At 72.0% G+C, this 20680-nt stretch carries 17 protein-coding genes; 9 read left to right on the forward strand and 8 right to left on the reverse strand.

The features are described from left to right. The first annotated feature begins 30 nt into the window (after positions 1–30). Positions 31–1230 (forward strand): ABC transporter ATP-binding protein, encoded by a 1200-nt coding sequence (locus CUC05_RS20245; protein ID WP_108667945.1) that lies wholly within the window; start codon positions 31–33, stop codon positions 1228–1230. Positions 1231–1305: 75 nt separating this feature from the next. On the opposite strand, the gene CUC05_RS20250 is transcribed toward CUC05_RS20245, so the two are convergent. From CUC05_RS20250 to CUC05_RS20270, 5 genes are all read right to left on the reverse strand, one after another. Then, positions 1306–2079: a crotonase/enoyl-CoA hydratase family protein gene (locus CUC05_RS20250; protein ID WP_108667946.1), complete on the reverse strand. Its 774-nt coding sequence runs from the start codon at positions 2077–2079 to the stop codon at positions 1306–1308. A 61-nt stretch (positions 2080–2140) separates the two neighbouring features. Next, positions 2141–4681, reverse strand: coding sequence for an ABC transporter permease (locus tag CUC05_RS20255; protein ID WP_108667947.1), 2541 nt, complete (start codon positions 4679–4681; stop codon positions 2141–2143). A gap of 37 nt (positions 4682–4718) precedes the next feature. Then, entirely contained in the window at positions 4719–5489 is a 771-nt protein-coding gene (locus tag CUC05_RS20260; protein WP_108667948.1) for an ABC transporter ATP-binding protein, read from the reverse strand. A gap of 176 nt (positions 5490–5665) precedes the next feature. Then, complete coding sequence (locus tag CUC05_RS20265; protein ID WP_108667949.1) at positions 5666–6325, reverse strand: response regulator; 660 nt, start codon at positions 6323–6325, stop codon at positions 5666–5668. Continuing rightward, positions 6322–7527 carry a sensor histidine kinase gene (locus CUC05_RS20270; protein ID WP_108667950.1) on the reverse strand — a complete coding sequence of 402 codons (1206 nt, stop codon included), beginning with the start codon at positions 7525–7527 and terminating at the stop codon, positions 6322–6324. The genes CUC05_RS20265 and CUC05_RS20270 overlap by 4 nt, the downstream gene beginning before the upstream one ends. 141 nt (positions 7528–7668) lie before the next feature. Between CUC05_RS20270 and CUC05_RS20275 the strand changes: the two genes are divergently transcribed. The 5 genes from CUC05_RS20275 to CUC05_RS20295 are packed head-to-tail and all read left to right on the forward strand — an operon-like array spanning position 7669 to position 13537. Beyond that, a complete protein-coding gene (locus CUC05_RS20275; protein WP_205712459.1) occupies positions 7669–8493 on the forward strand; it encodes a hypothetical protein in 825 nt (274 codons plus the stop codon). Further along, positions 8486–10108: a phytoene desaturase family protein gene (locus tag CUC05_RS20280; RefSeq protein WP_108667951.1), complete on the forward strand. Its 1623-nt coding sequence runs from the start codon at positions 8486–8488 to the stop codon at positions 10106–10108. The genes CUC05_RS20275 and CUC05_RS20280 overlap by 8 nt, the downstream gene beginning before the upstream one ends. Further along, positions 10105–10896 carry a carotenoid biosynthesis protein gene (locus tag CUC05_RS25450; RefSeq protein WP_205712460.1) on the forward strand — a complete coding sequence of 264 codons (792 nt, stop codon included), beginning with the start codon at positions 10105–10107 and terminating at the stop codon, positions 10894–10896. Before CUC05_RS20280 ends, CUC05_RS25450 begins: the two co-directional genes overlap by 4 nt. Beyond that, on the forward strand, positions 10893–12035 hold the full coding sequence (locus CUC05_RS20290) for a glycosyltransferase family 2 protein (RefSeq protein ID WP_108667952.1): 1143 nt from the start codon (positions 10893–10895) through the stop codon (positions 12033–12035). Before CUC05_RS25450 ends, CUC05_RS20290 begins: the two co-directional genes overlap by 4 nt. Further along, positions 12032–13537, forward strand: a complete 1506-nt coding sequence (locus tag CUC05_RS20295) for a phytoene desaturase family protein (RefSeq protein WP_108667953.1) — start codon at positions 12032–12034, stop codon at positions 13535–13537. The genes CUC05_RS20290 and CUC05_RS20295 overlap by 4 nt, the downstream gene beginning before the upstream one ends. An 18-nt stretch (positions 13538–13555) precedes the next feature. Here CUC05_RS20295 and CUC05_RS20300 read toward each other — a convergent pair whose 3' ends face one another. After that, positions 13556–14326 (reverse strand): CDP-alcohol phosphatidyltransferase family protein, encoded by a 771-nt coding sequence (locus CUC05_RS20300; RefSeq protein ID WP_108667954.1) that lies wholly within the window; start codon positions 14324–14326, stop codon positions 13556–13558. A gap of 146 nt (positions 14327–14472) precedes the next feature. Here CUC05_RS20300 and CUC05_RS20305 point away from each other — a divergent pair, with 146 nt between their 5' ends. After that, entirely contained in the window at positions 14473–15495 is a 1023-nt protein-coding gene (locus tag CUC05_RS20305) for an LLM class F420-dependent oxidoreductase (RefSeq protein WP_108667955.1), read from the forward strand. A gap of 28 nt (positions 15496–15523) precedes the next feature. Here CUC05_RS20305 and CUC05_RS20310 read toward each other — a convergent pair whose 3' ends face one another. Continuing rightward, positions 15524–16126: a TetR/AcrR family transcriptional regulator gene (locus tag CUC05_RS20310; RefSeq protein ID WP_157965814.1), complete on the reverse strand. Its 603-nt coding sequence runs from the start codon at positions 16124–16126 to the stop codon at positions 15524–15526. A 55-nt stretch (positions 16127–16181) separates the two neighbouring features. Then, positions 16182–17828: a sensor histidine kinase gene (locus tag CUC05_RS20315; RefSeq protein WP_157965815.1), complete on the reverse strand. Its 1647-nt coding sequence runs from the start codon at positions 17826–17828 to the stop codon at positions 16182–16184. Between the two features lie 150 nt (positions 17829–17978). Here CUC05_RS20315 and ilvD point away from each other — a divergent pair, with 150 nt between their 5' ends. Continuing rightward, on the forward strand, positions 17979–19649 hold the full coding sequence (gene ilvD / locus CUC05_RS20320) for a dihydroxy-acid dehydratase (RefSeq protein WP_108667958.1): 1671 nt from the start codon (positions 17979–17981) through the stop codon (positions 19647–19649). A gap of 96 nt (positions 19650–19745) precedes the next feature. Beyond that, a complete protein-coding gene (locus tag CUC05_RS20325; RefSeq protein WP_108667959.1) occupies positions 19746–20669 on the forward strand; it encodes an HpcH/HpaI aldolase/citrate lyase family protein in 924 nt (307 codons plus the stop codon). Positions 20670–20680 lie beyond the last annotated feature (11 nt).

Here is a 20680-nt window from a genome sequence, read left to right on the forward strand (position 1 = left end):
AGCGAGCCGAACGATCCAGGAGGGCCACCCGTGGCACGAGTCACTCTGCAAGGCGTCAACAAGGTCTACCCAGACGGCTATCCGGCCATCAAGGACCTGGACCTCGACATCGAGGACGGCGAGTTCGTCATCCTCGTCGGGCCGTCCGGCTGCGGTAAGTCCACCGCCCTCCGCATGGTCGCCGGCCTGGAGTCGATCACCTCCGGTGAGCTGAAGATCGGCGACCGCGTCGTCAACGACCTGTCGCCGAAGGAACGCGACATCGCGATGGTCTTCCAGAGCTACGCGCTGTACCCGCACATGACGGTGGCCGAGAACATGGGCTTCGCGCTGAAGCTCAGCAAGGTCCCCGGCGACGAGATCGACAAGCGGGTCAAGGAAGCCGCCGACGTGCTCGGCCTCACCGAGTACCTGCACCGCAAGCCCAAGGCGCTCTCGGGTGGTCAGCGGCAGCGCGTGGCCATGGGCCGTGCGATCGTCCGGTCCCCCAAGGCCTTCCTGATGGACGAGCCGCTGTCCAACCTCGACGCGAAGCTTCGTGTGCAGATGCGTGCGGAGATCTCCGCCCTGCAGAACCGCCTGGGCGTCACCACCCTCTACGTCACCCACGACCAGGTCGAGGCCATGACGATGGGTGACCGGGTTGCCGTGCTCAAGCGCGGTGTCCTGCAGCAGGCCGCGGCCCCGCAGACCCTCTACGACAGCCCCGACAACCTGTTCGTCGCCGGCTTCATCGGCTCGCCGTCGATGAACATCGCCCAGGCCGAGATCGTGCACGCCGACGGCCGGTTCTGGGTGCAGCTCGAGGAGGACCAGAAGCTGCTGATCCACGAGGCCGCGCTGGACATCTACCCGAAGGTGCGCGACTACGCGGGCAAGCGGGTGGCGGTCGGCATGCGGCCCGAGCACTTCGTCCCGGCAAGCGGCGAGAGCAACCCCGACCAGATCTGGTCACGGCTGGAGGTCGAGCTCGTCGAGATGCTCGGCTCGGAGATGCTGGTCCACCTGAAGTCCCACGCCAGCCCCGTGGTCAGCGAGGACATGCGCGAGGCCGTCGACGACGACGAGGCGTTCGCCGCCATGCAGGAGCAGGCGCGCACCGGTGGGCTGTCGCTGGTTGCCCGCTTCGAGCCGGGCAAGCCGCCGGCCGTCGGCTCGAGCCTCGACATCATGTTCAAGACCGAGCTCATGCACTTCTTCGACCTGGAGTCGGGCCTGGCCCTGCGCTGACCCGACCGGACACGACGACGGCCCGCCCCCGAGAGGGACGGGCCGTTGCGCTGTCCGGGTGCGACAGGGACGCCGTCAGTCCTGGCCGAAGTCGCCGTGGCGTCCCTCACCGGCGGCGAAGCGCCGCATGCCCTCCTCCGCCTCGCCGGACATGAGCACGGTGCGGCCGAGCAGGTACTCGCGCATGTGCCACCGCTCGTCGTCGAGGTCCCACTGCTCGATGGCGATCCGACGGTCCGACCGCATGGTCCGCTGCGGGAACTCCAGCAGGCTCCTCGCGAGCTCCATCGCCGCGTCGAGGGCCTGGCCGTCGGGGACGACCCGGTTGGCCAGCCCCATCATCATGGCCTCCTCGGCGTCGACGGGTCGGCCGGTGAGGATCATGTCCATGGCGTGGGAGTGGCCGATCAGGCGGGGCAGGCGGACCGCGCCGAGGTCGACCAGCGGCACGCCGAACCGACGGCAGAAGACGCCGAAGACGGCTGACTCGGCTGCGACCCGCAGGTCGGCCCAGAGGGCGAGCTCGAGGCCACCGGCGACGGCGTAGCCCTCGATCGCGGCGATGACCGGCTTGTCCAGCCGCATGCGGGTGCAGCCCAGCGGCCCGGGGGCGGGCGGGGCCTGCATCCTCAGCGCCCGCTCGGGGTCGGACATGGCCAGCAGGTCGGCCCCGGAGGAGAAGTGGCCGCCCGCGCCGGTCAGGATCGCCACCGACCGGTCGTCGTCGGAGTCGAAGGTGCGGAAGGCCTTGCGCAGCCCCTCGGCGGTCGGCCCGTCCACGGCGTTGCGAACGTCGGGACGGTCGATCGTGACGATCGTGATCGGGCCATCGTGTTCCACGGAGATCATGGCTCGACAGCCTCGCAGACGACGGGCCGGTGGGTGGCATTCACCGACCCGTCGCGAGGGGCTACTGGGCTTCCAGCGCCCGGAGCACGTCGGTCCTCGCGGCCTTGCGGGCCGGGACGATCGCGGCCAGCACGCCGGCCAGCGCGGCCATGACGACCGCCTGGGACAGCCGGCCGCCGGGGACGACGAACTGGCTGATGCCCAGGTCGGACAGGGCCTTGACGACCATCCAGCCGAACAGCGACCCGACGACCAGGCCGAGCCCCGCGCCGAGCACGGCGATCAGGACCGACTCCCACCGCACCATCGTGCGGATCTGGGGGCGGGTCGCACCGACGGCGCGGAGCAACCCGAGCTCGCGGGTGCGTTCCAGCACCGACAGCCCGAGGGTGTTCACGATGCCGAACAGGGCGATGATGATCGACAGGCCGAGCAGCGCGGTCAGCAGGCCCAGCAGCTGGTCGATCTGGTCGGCGATGGACTGCTTGACCTCGTCGAGGTCCTGCAGCTGCACGGTCGGGAACGGCGCGAGCGCCTGCTCCAGCGCCGGGCGGGCGTCGGCGACGCTGACGTCGTCGGCCAGCTTCACGTAGATCGACGCGATGCCGTCCCCGGCGAAGTTGGCCGTGTAGGTGTCCTCACCGATAAGCCAGTCGGCGTCGATGTTGGCGCCGTCGAAGATGCCCTCGACGGTCACCTGCTGGGCCCCGGTCGCCGCGAACGTGACGTCGAGGGTGTCCCCCAGCGCAAGGCCGGCGGACTCGGCGGTGTCCTCGCTGACGACGATGCCGCCGTCCAGCTGGTCCCACCCTCCCTCGAGGAAGTCGATCGACAGGACCCCGCCGATCGCGTCGGGGTCGACGCCGCCGAGGAACTTCACCCCGTCGTCGTACAGGAACTCGCCGAAGCGCAGCGGCGTGGCGACCGCGACCTCGTCGAGCGCACCAAGGGTGTCGACGGTGTCGGTCGGCAGCGCCGAGGCGCCAGGGGCGCCCTGGCTGCTGGGGTTGACCTGGTACTCCGCGAGGAACGCCTGGTCGATCCCGACGATCGCGGACTCCTGGATGGACGCCCCCATGATCATGGTGAAGCTGACCAGCGCCAGGCCGATCATCAGCGCCGACGCCGTCGCCGCCGTCCGACGGGGTGACCGCAGGGCGTTCTCCTTCGCCAGCTGACCGGGGACCCCACGGGACGCCGCGATGGGTGTGCCGAGCAGGGCCACGATCGGCATGGTCACCAGCGGTGACAGCAGGGCGGCGCCGATGAGCGTGACGACCGCACCGGCGCCGACGGCGCTGATGCCGGCACCGGAGAACAGGCCGAGGGCGAGGATCCCCACGCCGACGGCGAACACCAGGCCGCCGAGGACGTAGCGAATGATCCCCTCCCGGCGCGCGGGCGGGGCGGCGACGGCCTGCAGGGCCGCCACCGGCGGGACACGGGTGGACCGCACGGCCGGCGCGAGGGCGGCGACCATGGTCACGCCGACACCGACGACGAAGGACACCACGACGGTGCGCAGCGCGAACACGGTGTCGCCCTGCGGCAGGTCGATCCCGAACGCGCCGAGCACGCCCTGCAGCGCCTGGGCGACGCCGAGGCCGAGCAGCAGGCCGACGACGGATCCCAGCAGCCCGACGGCGAGGGCCTCCAGCAGCACCGAGGTGACGACCTGGCCACGGCTGGCACCGACGGCACGCAGCAGGGCCAGCTCGCGGGTGCGCTGCGCCACGATGATGGTGAAGGTGTTGGCGATCAGGAACGCGCCGACGAACAACGACACGCCGGCGAAGACCAGCAACGCGGTGGTGAAGAAGCCGAGGCCCTCGTTGATCTCCGCGGTGACGGACTGGGCCAGCTCGTCGCCGGTCAGGACCTCTAGGCCATCGCCGAGCGCCGCACGGACGTCGACGACCAGCTGGTCGACGTCGACCCCGTCCTCGGCGGCGGCGTAGATCTCGGTGTAGCCGTCGGCGCCGTACAGCTCCAGCGCCCGGCCGGGCTCGAACATGGTGAGGGTGGCGCCGCCCAGGTTGTCGACCTCGCCGAAGCCGATGATGCCGGCCACGGTGTAGGTCTCGACGGGCCCGTCGACGACGATCTGCACGGGGTCGCCGACCGACAGGCCCTGTGCCTCGGCGGTGGCGGCGTCGATGGCGACCTCGTCGGGGGCGGACGGGAAGGTGCCGTCGCGCAGCGTGGCGTTGGTCAGCTCCTCGTCGGCAGGGGCGTTGATGCCGATGGTGGGCGGGCCCTGTCCGCCGACGGGGTTGCCCTCGTCGTCGATGATGACGGCGAAGCCGCCCACTTCGCCGGACACGGCGCGGACCCCGTCGACCGCGGCGAGCGCGTCGAGGGTCTCGGGGGTGACGGGCGGCCGGTCGGTCTCGGCCAGGGCGCTGGTGAACTGGGCCTCGCCGCGGACGGCCACGTCGATGCCGGCGGTGGTCGAGGAGAACAGGTCGTCGAACGCGGCACGCATGGTGTCGGTCAGGACGTAGGTGCCGGCGATGAACGCGACGCCGAGGACGATGGACAGGGTGGTCGACAGCAGCCGCATCTTGTGCGCCAGGATCGACTTCCAGACAGTGCGAAGCATTGGGTACCTCCGGGAACGAGGGGACGAGGGCGGGCGGCTAGCCCAGCGCCTTCATCCGGTCCAGCACGGTCTCGGCCGTGGGTGCGCGCAGCTCGTCGACGACGTGACCGTCGGCGAGGAACACCACCCGGTCGGCGTAGCCGGCGGCGACGGGGTCGTGGGTGACCATGACGATGGTCTGCTCGTGGTCGTCGACGGAGCGACGCAGGAAACCGAGCACCTCCGCGCCGCTGGCGGAGTCGAGGTTGCCGGTGGGTTCGTCGGCGAAGACGATGTCGGGCCGGCCGACGAGCGCACGGGCCACGGCGACGCGCTGCTGCTGGCCACCCGACAGCTCGGCGGGCCGGTGGGTCAGGCGGTCCCCGAGGCCGACGGTGGACACGACCCGGTCGAACCACTCCTGGTCGGGGGCACGACCGGCGAGGCGCAGCGGCAGCTCCATGTTCTCTTTGGCGTTCAGCTGCGGCAGCAGGTTGAAGGCCTGGAAGACGAAGCCGATCCGGTCGCGCCGCAGGATCGTCAGCTGCTTGTCGTTGAGGCTCGTGACGTCGGTGTCGCCGAGGAACACCTGTCCGGCGGTCGGCCGGTCCAGGGCCGCGAGGCAGTGCATCAGGGTGGACTTGCCCGACCCCGACGGGCCCATGACGGCGGTGAACTCCCCGACCGGGAAGTCCACCGACACCCCGTCGAGGGCACGGACGGCGGTGGAGCCGCTGCCGTACACCTTCTCCAACCCAACCGCACGTGCGGCGAGCGGACGGGTGACGGGCGGGGTCGCGGCGGACGCGGAGGTGCTGGCGGGGTTCATCGAAGATCCTTGGTCGGGGAACGGCGGAAAGGAGGAGGGCACGGGACGAGGTGCCTCGTCGGAGGATGTGGTCTCCCGTGGCGTCAGGGTCAAGCTATGGATCCCGACCGGCCGTGTCGTCCTGCTGCGCCCTGATCCCGGGGTCATCCGGAGGGATGACCCGACAGGGTCATCCCCTAGTCACCCGGCACGACGAGGCGGTGTTCGTAGGCGTAGACGACCGCTTGGACCCGGTCGCGCAGGCCGAGCTTGGAGAGGACCCGTCCGACGTGGGTCTTGACGGTGGTCTCGGAGACGACCAGGTGGGCGGCGATCTCGGCGTTGGACAGGCCCTTGGCCATCAGCTCCAGCACCTCCTGCTCGCGGGCGGTCAGCCGGGCCGCGTCGCCGGTGGGTTCGGCCACCCGGGGGCGCTGCGCGAACTCGGTGATCAGCCGCTTGGTGACGGCCGGCGCGATCAGGGCGTCGCCGGCCGCGCAGACGCGGATGGCGTTGATCAGGTCCTCGGGCGGGGCGTCCTTCAGCAGGAACCCGCAGGCGCCGGCCCGCAGCGCGCCGTAGACGTACTCGTCGAGGTCGAAGGTCGTCAGGACCAGCACGTTGACCGGGTCGGCGACCTCGGGGCCGGCCAGCCGCCGGGTCGCCTCGACGCCGTCCATCCGGGGCATCCGGATGTCCATCAGCACCACGTCGGGTCGCAGCCGACGGGCCTGCTCGACCGCCTCGACCCCGTCGCCGGCCTCGCCGACGACCTCCACGTCGTCCTCCGCGTCGAGGATCATCCGGAAGCCGGCACGCATCAGGGCCTGGTCGTCGACCAGCAGGACGCGGATCATGCGGCGTCCTCTCCGCCGAGCTCGACGGGCGTCGTCACGGGCAGGGTGGCCGCCACCCTGAATCCCCCGCCGGGGCGGGGGCCTGCCTCGAGCGTCCCGTCGACGAGTCCGGCGCGTTCCCGCATGCCGACCAACCCGTACCCGCCGCCGACGGTGTCCAGCTGCCGGGCCGCGCCGCCGTCGTCGAGCACCTCGACCTCGATGCGACCGTCGAGGACACGGACGTCGACGATGACCCGCTCGGGGTCGGCGTGCTTCAGCACGTTGGTGAGCGCCTCCTGCACGATCCGGTACGCCGACAGTCCCACGGGACCCTCCAGTGCCGCCCCCTCGGGCATGCGGAGGTCGACGGGCACGCCCGCGTCGACGAACTCGGCGACGAGGTCGGGGATGTCGGACAGGGTCGGCTGCGGGGTCGTGGGGACGCCGTCGTCGTCGCGACGGAGCAGCCCGAGCATCCGTCGCAGGTCGGCAAGCGACTGCCGTCCGGTGTCGGCGATCACGCCCAGCGCGTCCTCGGCGGCCTCGGGACGGGTTCGGACCAGCCGCTTGGCGCCCGTCGCCTGCACGACCATGACGCTGGTGGAGTGGGCCAGGACGTCGTGCATCTCGCGGGCGATCCGCGTCCGTTCGGTGCGGATGGCCAGCCGGGCCCGCTCCTCGCGCTCCAGCTCCAGCTGGTGGGCGCGCCGGGCGAGCTCGCCGGCCTGCTCGCGGTGTGCCCGGATCAGTCGACCGAGGACGGCGACGCCGAGCACGATGAGGGTGTTGCTGTACAGCACGTAGAGCTGACCGGTGGAGAGCACCAGCGAGGTCGTGATCGCAAGGAAGATCGCCGTCGACACGACGGTGTCGGCCAGCGTCGACCACGCGGCGACGGTGTAGAGCGCCACGATCGGGGCCAGCGGCTGGATGGGGATGCCCACCGCCCCTGCGGCGCCGGCCCCGAACCCGGTCAGGATCATCGTCAGGCCGGGGTTGCTCCGACGGAAGACCAGCGGCAGGGCGACCAGCACCACGACCACCGCGGCCACCGGTGTGCTGACCTCGCCGAAGGGGCCGTCGGTCCGTTCGCTCAGCAGCACGGCGGCCAGGTCGGCCTCGCTGACGGCGATGGCCAGCACCAGGTCCTGCAGCCATGGTGGCGTCCGGCGTGCCCGATCCGTCCACCGGGCCAGGCGTTCGCTCGTGGAAACCGACATCGCCGTCACGCTACCGACGGTCGTGTCCGCTGTCGTCCTTCCCGGTCAGGATCACGACGTCATCCTCGGGGACGACACGCGGCAGAGGACCTCACGGGACGACGGGGGGCCGTTCCGGCACACGTGGGTACATTGCCGGGCGTGAGTCATGTGGTCCTGCACGTCTGGCGGGTGCCGGCGCCCGCCGTGCCCCTGGCCCTGTTCCGCATGGCCGTCGACCGGCTGCGGCTGGCCGGCACACCGGGGCTGCGGTTCCGGAAGCTGCTGGGCACCGGACACGGACGCAGCTTCGCCAGCGCCGACGCCGACCCGCGGACGTGGGCCCTGCTGACGGTGTGGGACGACGAGCGGGCCTCGCTGGCCTTCGAGGCCCACCCGACCCCCCGGGGCTGGCGTCGCATCGCGGCCGAGGAGTGGCGTGGTGACATGACCCCGCTGCGCACTCACGGCAGGTGGAGCGGTGCCGACCCGTTCGTGGTGGACCGCGGGCTGGCCACCACGTGGACCGGACCGGTCGCCGCCATAACCCGTGCCCGGATCCGCCCCTCGCGCTGGCGGACCTTCTGGTCAGCCGTCCCGCCGGTCGTCGCCGACCTCGACGCCCACGACGGCCCGTCGGTCAGGCTCGGCATCGGCGAGGCCCCGGTCGGGGTCCAGGGCACCTTCACGGTGTGGCCCTCGACTGCCGCGATGACGGACTTCGCCTACCGTCGGGGTGCGCACCGCGCCGCCATCGACGACACCGAACGGCTGGGCTGGTACGCCGAGGAGCTGTTCGCCCGCCTCGCCCTCACCGACGAGCGCGGCACCCTCTTCGGGGTCGACCGCACCGCCCGGCAGTCCGCCGAGGCGTCGCCGACGAACGGACCTGTGATGCCGCCACCCGCCAGCCCGACCAGTCCCAGCCCGACCAGTCCCAGCCCGACCAGCGTCAGCCCGGACCGAACGGCAACCGACCATGCGTGACGTCGTCGTGGTCGGCGCCGGCCACAACGCCCTCGTCGCCGCCTGTTACCTGGCCCGAGAGGGCCTGGACGTGGAGGTCGTCGAACGACGCGACGTCGTCGGCGGTGCGGTCTCGACGGTCGACCGGTTCGACGGGTACCGCATGGACGTCGGCTCGTCGGCCCACATCATGGTGCGGCACACCGGCATCATCGAGGACCTGGAGCTCGGCGACTGCGGGCTGTCCTACATCGACATGGACCCATGGGGGTTCGCCCCCGTCGCCGAGGACCCGTCGGGGCAGGGCCCGCCGGTCGACGCGCTCGTGTTCCACATCAGCCCGGACGACACCTGCCAGTCGATCGCCCGGATCTGCGGCGACCGTGACGCCGAGGCCTACGCCGCGTTCGCCGCCGACTGGGGCGAGCGCAACACCCGCATCTTCGAGTTGTTCCAGGACGCCCCGACGATGGCCAACGTCGGCCGCCACATGATGGGCGTCGGCCGGGCCACGGGACTCGACGGGCTGGAGCTGTCGCGGCAGTTCCTGACCTCCGGCGACGCGCTGCTGGACGCCCACTTCACCGACGAACGCCTGAAGACGGCGCTGGCGTGGCTCGGCGCCCAGTCCGGCCCCCCGACCCACGAGCCCGCCACCGCCGACCTGGTCGGCTGGAACATGGTGATGCACCGCCTGGCGCCGGGACGGGCGGTCGGCGGGTCCGGGTCGTTGTCGGTCGCCCTGGCCGAACGGCTGCGCCGGCTGGGCGGCACGATCCGCCTCGGTGACGGGGCCGGCCGGATCGTCGTCCGGGACGGCCGGGCACGCGGCGTGATCACCGAGTCGGGCGAGCGCATCGCCGCCCGCACCGTCGTGGCCGGCTGCCACGTGCTGACCACCATCGGCCTGGTCGGCGACGACGAGCTGCCCGACGGGTTCGGCCATCGAGCGCGCTCGACCATCCGCACCGGCAACGGCATCGGCATGGTCGTGCGGCTGGGCACCAACGCGCTGCCGTCCTACCCGGGCTCGCTGGGTGGGGCGGAGCACCACGCCCTGCAGCTGCTCGCCCCAACCCGCACGTTCCTGCGCGACGCCCACGGCGACTACGTGGCCGGGCGTCCACCGGAACGACCAGCAGCCCTCGCGATGGCCTTCAGCGCCATCGACCCGACGATCGCCCCACCCGGCAAGCACAACGTCACGGTCTGGGGCCAGTGGCATCCCTTCGAGCTCGCCGACGGCGGCAGCTGGGACGACATCAAGGAACGGGAGGGACAGAAGCTGATCGACGCCGTCGACGCGATGGCCCCCGGGTTCGCCGCCAGCGTCGAGCACGCCTACGTGCAGACGCCGCTGGACCTGTCCCGCGAGCTGAACCTGGTCAACGGGCAGGTCATGCACGTGGAGATGTCGTTGGACCAGATGTTCTCCTGGCGCCCCCTCCCCGAGCTGTCCGGGTACCGGATGCCCGCCGACGGGCTGTACCTGACCGGCGCGTCGACCCACCCGGGTGGAGGGGTGTTCGGCGCCAGCGGCCGGACCGCGGCCGGGGTCGTCCTCGCCGACCTCGCCAGGGCGCAGCGACCGTGGAACCGGCTGCGGGCCGCCGTGCGAGCCCGGACGACGCCGTGACCGTGCTCGACGGGCTGCGCCGCCACCCCGTCCCGGCCGCGCTGGGCGCTGCCGCGGTGCTCCTGCAGATCCTCTACCCGCTCGTGCAGGGCCCGGGGCGCGACCGCCTGACCGTCGTGACCGTCGTGGTGTTCTCCGCGGCGTCGCTGTCGCACGCCGTCGTGGCCCGCGGATGGCGGGCGGCCGCTCGGCTGGCCGCGGTCTTCGTCGGCGGTGGCCTGCTCGTCGAGGTCGTCGGGGTGGCCACCGGCTGGCCGTTCGGGGACTACGCCTACAGCGACCGGCTGGGCTGGCAGGTCGCCGACGTCCCGGTGGTGATCCCGTTCGCGTGGATGATGCTGGGGTATCCGGCGCTGGTCGTGGCCCGTCGGATCACCGCCCGTCCCGGCCCGGGCATCCTCCTCGGCGGGGTGGCGCTGGCCTCGTGGGACCTGTTCCTGGACCCGCAGATGGTCGCGGAGGGCTACTGGACCTGGTTCGGTGACGGCCCCCACCTGGTCGACGGCATCCCGGTGAGCAACTACGCGGCATGGCTGGCCATCGCCCTCCTGATGGCCGCGCTCGCGTGGGGGGCCACCGGCACGTGGGACGACCGCGACGACGCGGTGCCCCTCGGGCTGTACCTGTGGACGTGGGCGGGCAGCACGCTGGCCCATGCCGCCTTCTTCGGCCTGCCGGTCTCGGCCCTCTACGGTGGGGCCGGTATGGGTGCAGTCGTCGCTGTCCTGTGGTGGTCGCAACGCGACCACACCGAGGTCGTGGGCGAAGTGGAGCGAGTCGGATCGTGACCGATCGTTGGACCCCCCTCGACGGGGCCGTGGCTGTCGGTGGGGTGGCAGCCGCAGGCCTGGCCGCGCACTCGGTCCTCAACTGGCGGCTGCTCCGCAAGCCACCGGCGACCCCGACCCCGGAGGAGCATCGTCCGTCGGTGTCGGTGCTGATCCCGGCACGCGACGAGGCGGACCGGCTGGGTCCGACCCTCGAGGCGGTGCTGTCACAGGAGGGTGTGGACCTGGAGGTGCTGGTCCTCGACGACGGGTCGACCGACGACACGGCGGTCGTGGCCCGCGGGGTGGCCGACGGCGATCGCCGGTTCCGCCTGCTCAACGGACGGGCGGTGCCCGACGGGTGGCTGGGCAAGCCGTTCGCCTGCTGGCAGCTGGCCGAGGCCGCCAGGGGTGAGGTGCTGGTCTTCGTGGACGCCGACGTGACGTTGCGGCCCGGCGCGCTGGCCGCCTGCGTGGACATGCTCCACCAGGGCGAGATGGACCTGCTCAGCCCCTACCCCCGCCAGGTCGCCCACGGTGTGGCCGAGCGGCTCGTCCAGCCGCTGCTGCAGTGGTCGTGGCTGACGTTCCTCCCCCTCCGGCTCGCCGAGCGCAGCGCGTCACCGTCGATGACCGCCGGCAACGGCCAGCTCATCGTGGCCCGCGCCGACTGCTACCGGGCAGCCGGCGGCCACCAGCAGGTGCGAGCCGAGGTGATCGAGGACGTCGAGCTGGCGCGGGCGTTCAAGCGGGCCGGCCTGCGGGTCGGCATGGCCGACGGCACCGACCTGGCGACCTGCCGGATGTACCACGGCTGGGCGGAGCTCCGGGAGGGGTACAGCAAGTCGCTGTGGAAGGCGTTCGGCAGCCGCGGGGGCGCCACGTTCGCCATCGGCATGCTGGCCCTCCTGTACGTCGTCCCGCCGCTGGGCATGCTCCTCGGCATCGGGCTGCGCCGACGGCGGCTGGCCCTGCTCGGGGCCGCCGGGTACCTGTCCGCCGTCGCCGGACGCGCCCACGTCGCCCACCGGACCCGATCCCCCGTCGTCGACGCGCTCGCCCACCCGGCGTCGATCGGGATGCTCGCCTGGCTCGTGCGGGAGTCGTGGCGCCGCAAGGCGCTCGGCGCGCTCAGCTGGAAGGGCCGACCGGTCACGTGAGCGCCTCGTCCCCGCGCCGGGCCGTCGTCGTCGGGGCGGGCGTCGGCGGGCTGGCCACCGCCGCTCGCCTTGCTGCGGCGGGTCTGTCGGTGACGGTGGTGGAGCAGGCCGACACCGTCGGCGGCAAGCTCGGCCTGCGATCGGTCGACGGGTACCGCTTCGACACCGGCCCGTCGCTGGTCACCCTGCCGTGGACGCTCGCCGCGACGCTGGAGGCGACCGGCGTGGCGCTGGAGGACGTGCTGGACCTGCAGCGGCTGGACCCAATCGCCCGCTACCGGTTCGGTGACGGCTCCTGGCTGGACGCCGACGCCGACGAGGCCCGCTTCGTGCGACGGCTGGAGGCGGAGGTCCACCCGGGTGCCGGTGTGCAGTGGACGGCCCTGATGGACCGTGCCCACGCGATGTGGGACGCCTCGGCCGACCGCGTGCTCCAGCAGCCGCTGGACGGCGTCACCGACCTGCTCCGACTGGCAGCCACCCCCCGCGACATCGCCACGATCGCGCCGCACCGATCGCTGCGGTCGCTCGGCCGGGAACACCTCTCCGACCCGCGGCTCCGGCAGCTGCTCGACCGCTACGCCACCTACTCGGGGTCCGACCCACGGAAGGCACCGGCCGTCCTCGCCACCGTGGCGTGGGCCGAGCGGGAGTGGGGCGGCTGGTACGTCCGCGGTGGCCTCCGGAGGATCGGCGAGGTGCTGGCCGACCGGGTGCGGGCGTGCGGCGGATCGATCCGGACCGGAACACGCGTGACCGGCGTCCGCGTGGACCCCGGTCCGTCCGGTGGCCGCGTGCGTGGCGTCACCCTCGAGGGTGGAGAGGTGCTGGACGCCGACGTCGTGGTGCTCAACGCCGACGCCGGGCAGGTCGTGGCACGGCTGCTGCCCGATCGGCTGACCGGTGGGCTGCGCCGACGGCTGCGGGTGGCGCCCCGGTCGTTGGGGGGGTTCGTGATGCTGCTCGGGATCGTCGAGGACGACGCGGGGCTGGCCCACGAGCGGCTGGCCCACCACACCGTGCTGTTCGCCGAACGGTACGACGAGGAGTTCGACGCCCTCTTCGGTCGTCGTCCCCGGTACGCCGACCGGCCGACGGTGTACGTGGCCGTCGCCGACGACTCGGCGGTTGCCCCGGCGGGCCACCGGGCCGTGTTCGTGCTGGTCAACGCCCCCCGCACCGATCAGGTCGCGACCCCGCCGCCGGGCTACGGCGACAGGATCCTGGCGCTGATGGCCGAGCGCGGCGTCGACCTCCGGGACCGCATCGTGCTGCGCGAGGAACGCTCCCCCGCCGACCTCGAGCGCGACACGCTGACCCCCGGCGGCGCCATCTACGGCACCTCCTCCAACGGGCCGCTCGCGGCGTTCCTGCGGCCGCCCAACCACGGGCCGGCCGAGGGCCTGTACCTGGTCGGCGGATCCTCCCACCCCGGCGGCGGCCTGCCGCTCGTGCTGATGAGCGCCCGCATCGTCGCCGAGTCCGTCCTGACCCCGGGCTGAGGCCGGGCAGGACACGACCTACGGCGCCAGGGTCGAGCTGTCCCCGCCGAGGGCGAGCAGGTCGCGGCGGACGGCGACGACCACCTGTCCGAGCCCGATCAGGCTGACGACGGCCAGGATGCTGATGGAGACGTTGGCGATGAACGTGTCGAGGGACAGGAACACGCCGCCCCAGTGCACGGCGATCGAGCAGCAGATGACCCGCAGGGCACGCTCGCCGATCGTGACGGTGCCGATCTCGCTGCCCCCGGCGTTGCGTCCGCGGGCCCGGACGTACTCCAGCATGAAGAACGCCACGCCGGCCGTCAGCACGATCCACGCCTCGCCACCGACGATCCAGACGGCGATCAGGTACAGCACGTCGTTGAGGCGGTCCACGGCGGAGTCCAGCACGTAGCCCCACTTCGTGGTCCGCTCCGTCGCGACGGCCACCGCGCCGTCGAGGGTGTCGCCGAGCCCGCTGAAGACGATCAGCCAGCCGGCGAGCATCTGCCAGCGGCCACCGTGGGTGGCGACGACGATGGCAGCCAGCGCGATCCAGGTGGAGGTGAACGTCAGCACGTCCGGCTGCACGCCGCGGCGTGCCAACGGCCGTGCCACCGCGTAGCCCATCGCCAGCCAGCCGCGCAGCCACGGGTTGGCCCGCGGGTCGACGCCGCCGTGCAGGGGCTGCCACTTGTCGAAGTAGCCCTCCCGGTCGGGCACGGCCACCGCGGGCCGCTCGGCCGTGACGACGGCGGCCACGACCAACGCGACGAGCGCCGCCGCCAGGAGGATGAATCCGATCATGGGACCGAGCGTAGTCCCCCTCCCCGACCCGCCCACGACGGCGCCACGGGCCCCGCTGCCACCTTGGTCGCACGGATGGCCGGCTGGTAGAACCTGACTCAGGTCACCCGCCCCGCAGGGACCGTCCCCTCCACAGGAGCTCACGCATGCGCCTCGGCCTCAACCTCGGCTACTCAGGATCCTCGATCGACAACGCGCTGCCCCTCGTGCAGCACGCCGACGAGGTCGGCATCGACTCCGTGTGGGCCGCCGAGGCCTACGGCTCCGACGCCGTGACCGTGCTGTCCTACATCGCGGCGAGGACCGAGAACATCAAGCTGGGGTCGGCCATCCTGCAGATGCCGGGCCGGACCCCGGCCAACACCGCCATGACGGCGATGACGCTGGATGCGCTCAGCCACGGTCGCATGCTGCTCGGGCTCGGGCTGTCGGGCCCCCAGGTCGTGGAGGGCTGGCACGGCGTGCCCTACGGCAAGCCGCTGACGCGCACCCGCGAGTACGTCGAGATCGTCCGCACGATCATCAAGCGCGAGGAAGCCCTGGAGTACACGGGCGAGGAGTACCAGATCCCCTACGTCGGCGAGGGAGCGACGGGGCTCGGCAAGCCGCTGAAGAGCATCCTCCACCCGGTCCGCAACGAGATCCCGATCTACCTGGCCTCCATCGGCCCGAAGAACATCCAGCTGACCGCCGAGATCGCCGACGGCTGGCTGCCGATCTTCTACTCCCCCGAGCGCGAGGACATCTTCAACGAGAACCTCGACGCGGGGTTCGACGCCGTCGGCCGCGACGGCAGCGACTTCGACATCGCCCCGACCTGCTACGTCGCGATGGGCGACGACGTCGACGCCTGCCGCGACATGCTGCGGCCGATGTTCGCCCTCTACATCGGTGGCATGGGCGCCAAGGGCAAGAACTTCTACTTCAACCTGGCCTGCCGCTACGGCTTCGAGGAGGCCGCGACACAGATCCAGGACCTGTACCTGGAGGGCAAGAAGGCCGAGGCCACCGCGTTGGTCCCCGACGCCCTGGTCGACGAGTGCGCGCTGGTCGGTCCCATGGACCGGATCGTCGACCGGCTGGAGGCGTGGAAGGAATCCCGCGTCGGCACGCTGATCCTCGGCACGATGCAGCCCGAGGTCCTCGAACCCCTGGTGAACGCGCTCTAGCTGGCCGATCGGCGGTCAGCCCGGCGCGTCAGCCGTCGCGGTGGCCGCCGGTCGCCGCGTCGACGAACCGCAGGATCTCGCGGGTCAGCGCGTCGGCACCCAGCCGGTCCCCCGCCGCGAGCGCCACACGGAGTGCCTCGCGGATCGCGCCCATGACCATCGGCCCGGCGATCGTCGGGTCGATGTTGTCCGGCACCTCGCCGAGGTCCTGTCCGCGGGCGATGTTGGCGGCCACGATGGCGGCCTGCATCGCCTGCCGCTCGACCATCACCGCAGCCACCTCGGGCTCGCGGGCCAGCCCACCGAGTGCCACGGGGGCCAACGGCTCGGCGTAGTGGAAGGCGACCATCAGCTCGATGCGCCGCTGCTCGCGCTTGCGCCACGTCGGCGCCTCGATCTGGGCCATCAGGACCGCTTCGTCCTGGCGGTCGAAGAAGTCGTTGACCACGGCGGCGGCCAGGGCGCCCTTGTTCTGGAAGTAGCGGTACGTCAGCCCGATGGAGGTGCCGGCACGCCTGGCCACGGCGGCAACCTCGAGGTTGCCGCCTGCCTCGACGAGCTCGGCCTGGGCCGCGTCGAGCAGCTTCTTCCGCGTCTGCGCGCCCTTGCCGGACATCGGTGTCTCCGCCATCATCGGCCACCGTAGGCAGCCGGAAGGGGGGAGTAAAGGACAGCCAACCGCCCGATCATCGGACAGCGTCCCCGGAGGGACGTTCACGGGGGATGCTGATGACGAAGTCGGCGCCCGGGTCCGCAGGGCGGTAGTCGACCCGACCCCCGTGGGCCTCGACGAGCTCCCACACGATCGCAAGGCCCAGCCCGACGCTGTCGGGATCCCCGCTGCCGGCGAAGTCCTGGAAGAGGTTGTCGACCTGCGGGGGATCCAGGCCGCGGCCGTGGTCGCGGACGCTGATCCGCACGTGGTCCTCGTCGGCCTCGGTCGACAGGTGCACCGGGGGACGCCCGTACTTCAGCGCGTTGGTGACGAGGTTCCACACGACGCGTTCCAGCCGGGGACCGTCGGCCTCGACGACCAGGCCGGGCGCACCGAGGAGCACGACCTCGTCGCCGGCGTCCTCCACGACCGACCGGAGGATGTCGTCGATCGAGACGTCGGCGAGCTTGAGCTCCAGCGCATCGGAGTCCAGCCGCGCCGCGTCCAGCAGGTCGTCGGCAAGCCGGTTCAGGCGGTTGGCCTGCCGTTCGACGGACTCAAGCATCGCGTCGACCCGTTCGGGGGCGACCTGTTCGCGACGACCACGCAGGATCCGGGCGACCCCCTTGACGGTGGTCAGCGGCGACCGCAGGTCATGGGCCACGGTGGCGACGAACCGGGTCCGGAGCGCCTCGAGCCGCTCGAGCCGTCGGTTGCTCGCCTCCTGGTGGCGGATCAGGTCCCGGGTGGCCAGCGACACCGCCGAGGACTCGGCCAGGGACATCAGGGCACCCTCGGCGAGGGCGCTCGGGCGGGGGCCGGTCACCTCGACGGCCACGACGTACTCCGCGGGCCGCTCTGGAAGCCGGATCGGCAGGGTCAGCCGGTTGGGTTGCCGGCCGGTCCCCTGCTGCCAGGTCAACCGGTGGAGTGTGGCGCTGACCCCTCCCTCCTCGTCGGTGAGCAGCGGTGGCCCGCCGCCGTCGCGGTCGACCGACAGCACGTCGGGCAGCTGCACCTCCTCCCAGCCGGTCAGGGTGTGGCGATGGACCGTGGCGCGCCTGCCGCCAAGGGCCTCGTTCACGTGGCGGGCAAGCGCCCCGAGGATGGCGTCCTCGTCGCGCTTGGCGACGATGTCCTGCGAGGCCTCGGCCATGCGCTGGTACAGCCGTCGCTCGACGTCCAGCTCACGGGCGAGGGACCCGGCGAAGCCGCCGACCACGAGCAGGACCAGCAGCCGACCCAGGATCACCGGGCCGGGTTCGCCCCCATCGACGAGCAGCTCCAGCAGCCCGTTGGCCAGTCCTGCACCGAGCGCCACGGCCAGGGCGCCCCGGACCCGGTAGCGCAGCGCCGCCGCGAGCACGACGAGGACGAGCAGGACCCACAGCTCGTCGTTGCCCTGCAGCAGGCCGGCGAGGACCAGGCCGAGGGTCGCCAGCAGGTCGACGGCCATCAGGACGGCGCTGACCTGTCGCCACGCCGCGGCGGTGTTCAGCCGCCGGTCGGCGACGGCGACGCCCAGTCCGACGGCCGCGAGGAGCGCGATGATGGCCACGGTCGGGGCAGCAGCGACCGGGCCGCCGACAAGGATCTGCCCGGCAGCCAGGGCAGCGGCTGACCATCGCACCCAGGCGATGGTCCACTCGCGTCGGCGAAGGGTTTCCAGAGCACCCACGGCCCCGACAGCGTAACCCAGCGTGGCTCCCGTCCCGGAAACCCCGCACCGGCCGTCTGGGACGCCACCTGCAGGGTGTCTAGGCTGTCGGCTAGCTCACCGACGTCCTCGCCGCCGCGACGAGGCTCGACATCATCGCCAGGAGACCCCATGGATCGCCCCCGCAGCACCGACGTGACCGACGGCCCCACCAAGGCGCCCGCACGAGCGATGCTCCGCGCCGTCGGCATGACCGAAGCGGACTTCGACAAGCCCCAGGTGGGCGTGGCGTCGTCGTGGAACGAGGTCACCCCGTGCAACATGCCGCTGAGTCGGCTGGCCAAGGGGTCCAAGGTCGGCGTCCGCGACAACGGCGGGTTCCCGATCGAGTTCAACACCGTCGCGGTCTCCGACGGCATCGCGATGGGCCACGAGGGCATGCGGACCTCGCTGGTCTCCCGCGAGGTCATCGCTGACTCCGTCGAGACCGTCATGCACGCCGAGCGCCTCGACGGCATGGTCACTTGGGCCGGCTGCGACAAGTCGATCCCCGGCATGGCCATGGCGGCTGCACGCATGGACCTCGCCGCGGTCTGCATGTACGGCGGCACGATCATGCCGGGCGAGCTGGACGGCCAGAAGATCGACATCAAGGACGTCTTCGAGGCCGTCGGCGCCCACGCGGCCGGGACGATCACCGACGAGCGCCTGCACGCCATCGAGTCCAACGCCTGCCCGGGCGAGGGGTCCTGCGGCGGCATGTACACGGCCAACACGATGGCCAGCGCCCTGGAGGCGATGGGCCTGTCGCTGCCGGGTTCGGCCTCGCCGCCCGCCATCGACCCGCGTCGGGCCGCCTTCGCCGAGCAGGCCGGCGCCGCCGTGATGGGGCTGCTGGAGAAGGGCATCCGTGCCCGTCAGATCATCACCAAGGCCTCCATCGAGAACGCCATCGCCGTGGTCATGGCGGTCGGCGGGTCCACCAACGCGGTCCTGCACCTCCTGGCGATCGCCCACGAGGCGAGGGTCGAGCTGTCCCTCGACGACTTCGACCGGATCGGCCGCAAGGTCCCCCACATCGTGGACTCCAAGCCGCACGGCCGGTTCCTGATGAGCGAGATCGACGCGGCCGGCGGCATCCCGGTGGTCATGTCGATGCTGCTTGAGCGCGGCCTGATCGACGGGTCGTGCATGACGGTGACCGGCAGGACCGTCGAGGAGAACCTCAACGACCTGACCGACACCCCGGCCGCCGACGGCGACGTCATCCGCGACCTGGACCACCCGATCAACGCCGATGGCGGCCTGGCCGTCCTGCGCGGGTCGCTGGCCCCGATGGGCGCCATCGTCAAGATCGCCGGCGTCGACGAGATGGTCTTCGAGGGCACCGCCCGGGTGTTCGACGGCGAGCAGGCTGCCATGGAGTACGTCCTGGACGGCCGTCTGGTCCCCGGCGACTTCATGGTCATCCGCTACGAGGGCCCCAAGGGCGGTCCCGGCATGCGCGAGATGCTGGCCGTCACCGCGGCAGTCAAGGGCGCCGGACGCGGCGGCGACGTTGCGCTGGTCACCGACGGCCGGTTCTCCGGAGCCACCCACGGCCTGTCGGTCGGCCACTGCGCCCCCGAGGCCGTCGACGGCGGCCCCATCGGGCTGGTCCAGGACGGCGACACCATCCGGCTGGACATCTCCGCCCGCACGATGGACCTGCTGGTGGACGAGGCGACGCTGGAGGCCCGCCGCGCGACGGTGAAGCACCCCGAACCCCGCTACACCACCGGCGTCCTGGCCAAGTACGCCAAGCTGGTCAGCGGCGCGGAGCTGGGCGCGGTCACCGGCTGATCGAGCCGACAGGATCGATCGCCGCGCACGGTTGGGATCGGGGTCGGGGCGTCCACTAGCCTCGGCCCCCACCACCCCCGTCCCACAGGAGCCACCATGTCCGCCACCGTCCGTCCCCGTCGCACCTGCCTTGCGGTCCCGGGATCCAGCACCAAGATGCTGGCGAAGGCCGCCGGCATGGCCGTCGACGAGGTCTTCCTCGACCTCGAGGACTCCGTGGCCGTCGGCGAGAAGGCCCAGGCGCGCAAGAACGTGATCCAGGCGCTGGAGGAGCAGGACTTCGGCGACAAGACCGTCGTGGTCCGCGTCAACGCCGTGGACACCCACTTCTGCTACCGCGACCTCGTCGAGGTCGTCGAGGCGGCCGGCCAGCACATCGACTGCATCATGGTCCCCAAGGTCCAGGAGCCGGGCCAGCTGGAGTTCGTCGACCACATGCTGCGCATGATCGAGCAGCAGGTCGGCATCGAGCACCGCATCGGCCTCGAGGCCCAGATCGAGGACGCCGAGGGCCTGACCAACATCGACGACATCGCCATCTGCTCCGAGCGCCTCGAGACGCTGATCCTGGGCCCCGGCGACATGTCGGCGGCGCTCGGCATGCCGTCCACCACCCTGGGCGAGCGGTCCGACACCTACCCCGGTGACATCTGGCACCACGTGCTGATGCGCATCCTCGTCGCCGCCCGCGCCGCTGGCCTGCAGGCCATCGACGGGCCGTACGCCAGGATCAAGGACGACGCCGGCCTGCGCGAGGTCGCCGGCATGGCCAAGGCGATGGGCTACGACGGCAAGTGGGTCCTGCACCCCGCCCAGGTCGACATCGTCAACGACGTCTTCTCCCCCACCCAGGAGGAGTTCGACCACGCCACCGACCTGCTGGCCGCCTACGAGAAGGCCACCGGCGCCGACGCGCGTGGTGCGGTCATGTTCGGCGACGTCATGATCGACGAGGCCAGCCGCAAGATGGCCGAGGTCATCGCCGGACGCGGCCAGGCCGCCGGCATGACCCACAGCTGAGCCCGACTCCA

Source organism: Euzebya rosea, assembly GCF_003073135.1.
GTDB classification, from domain to species: Bacteria; Actinomycetota; Nitriliruptoria; order Euzebyales; family Euzebyaceae; genus Euzebya; species Euzebya rosea.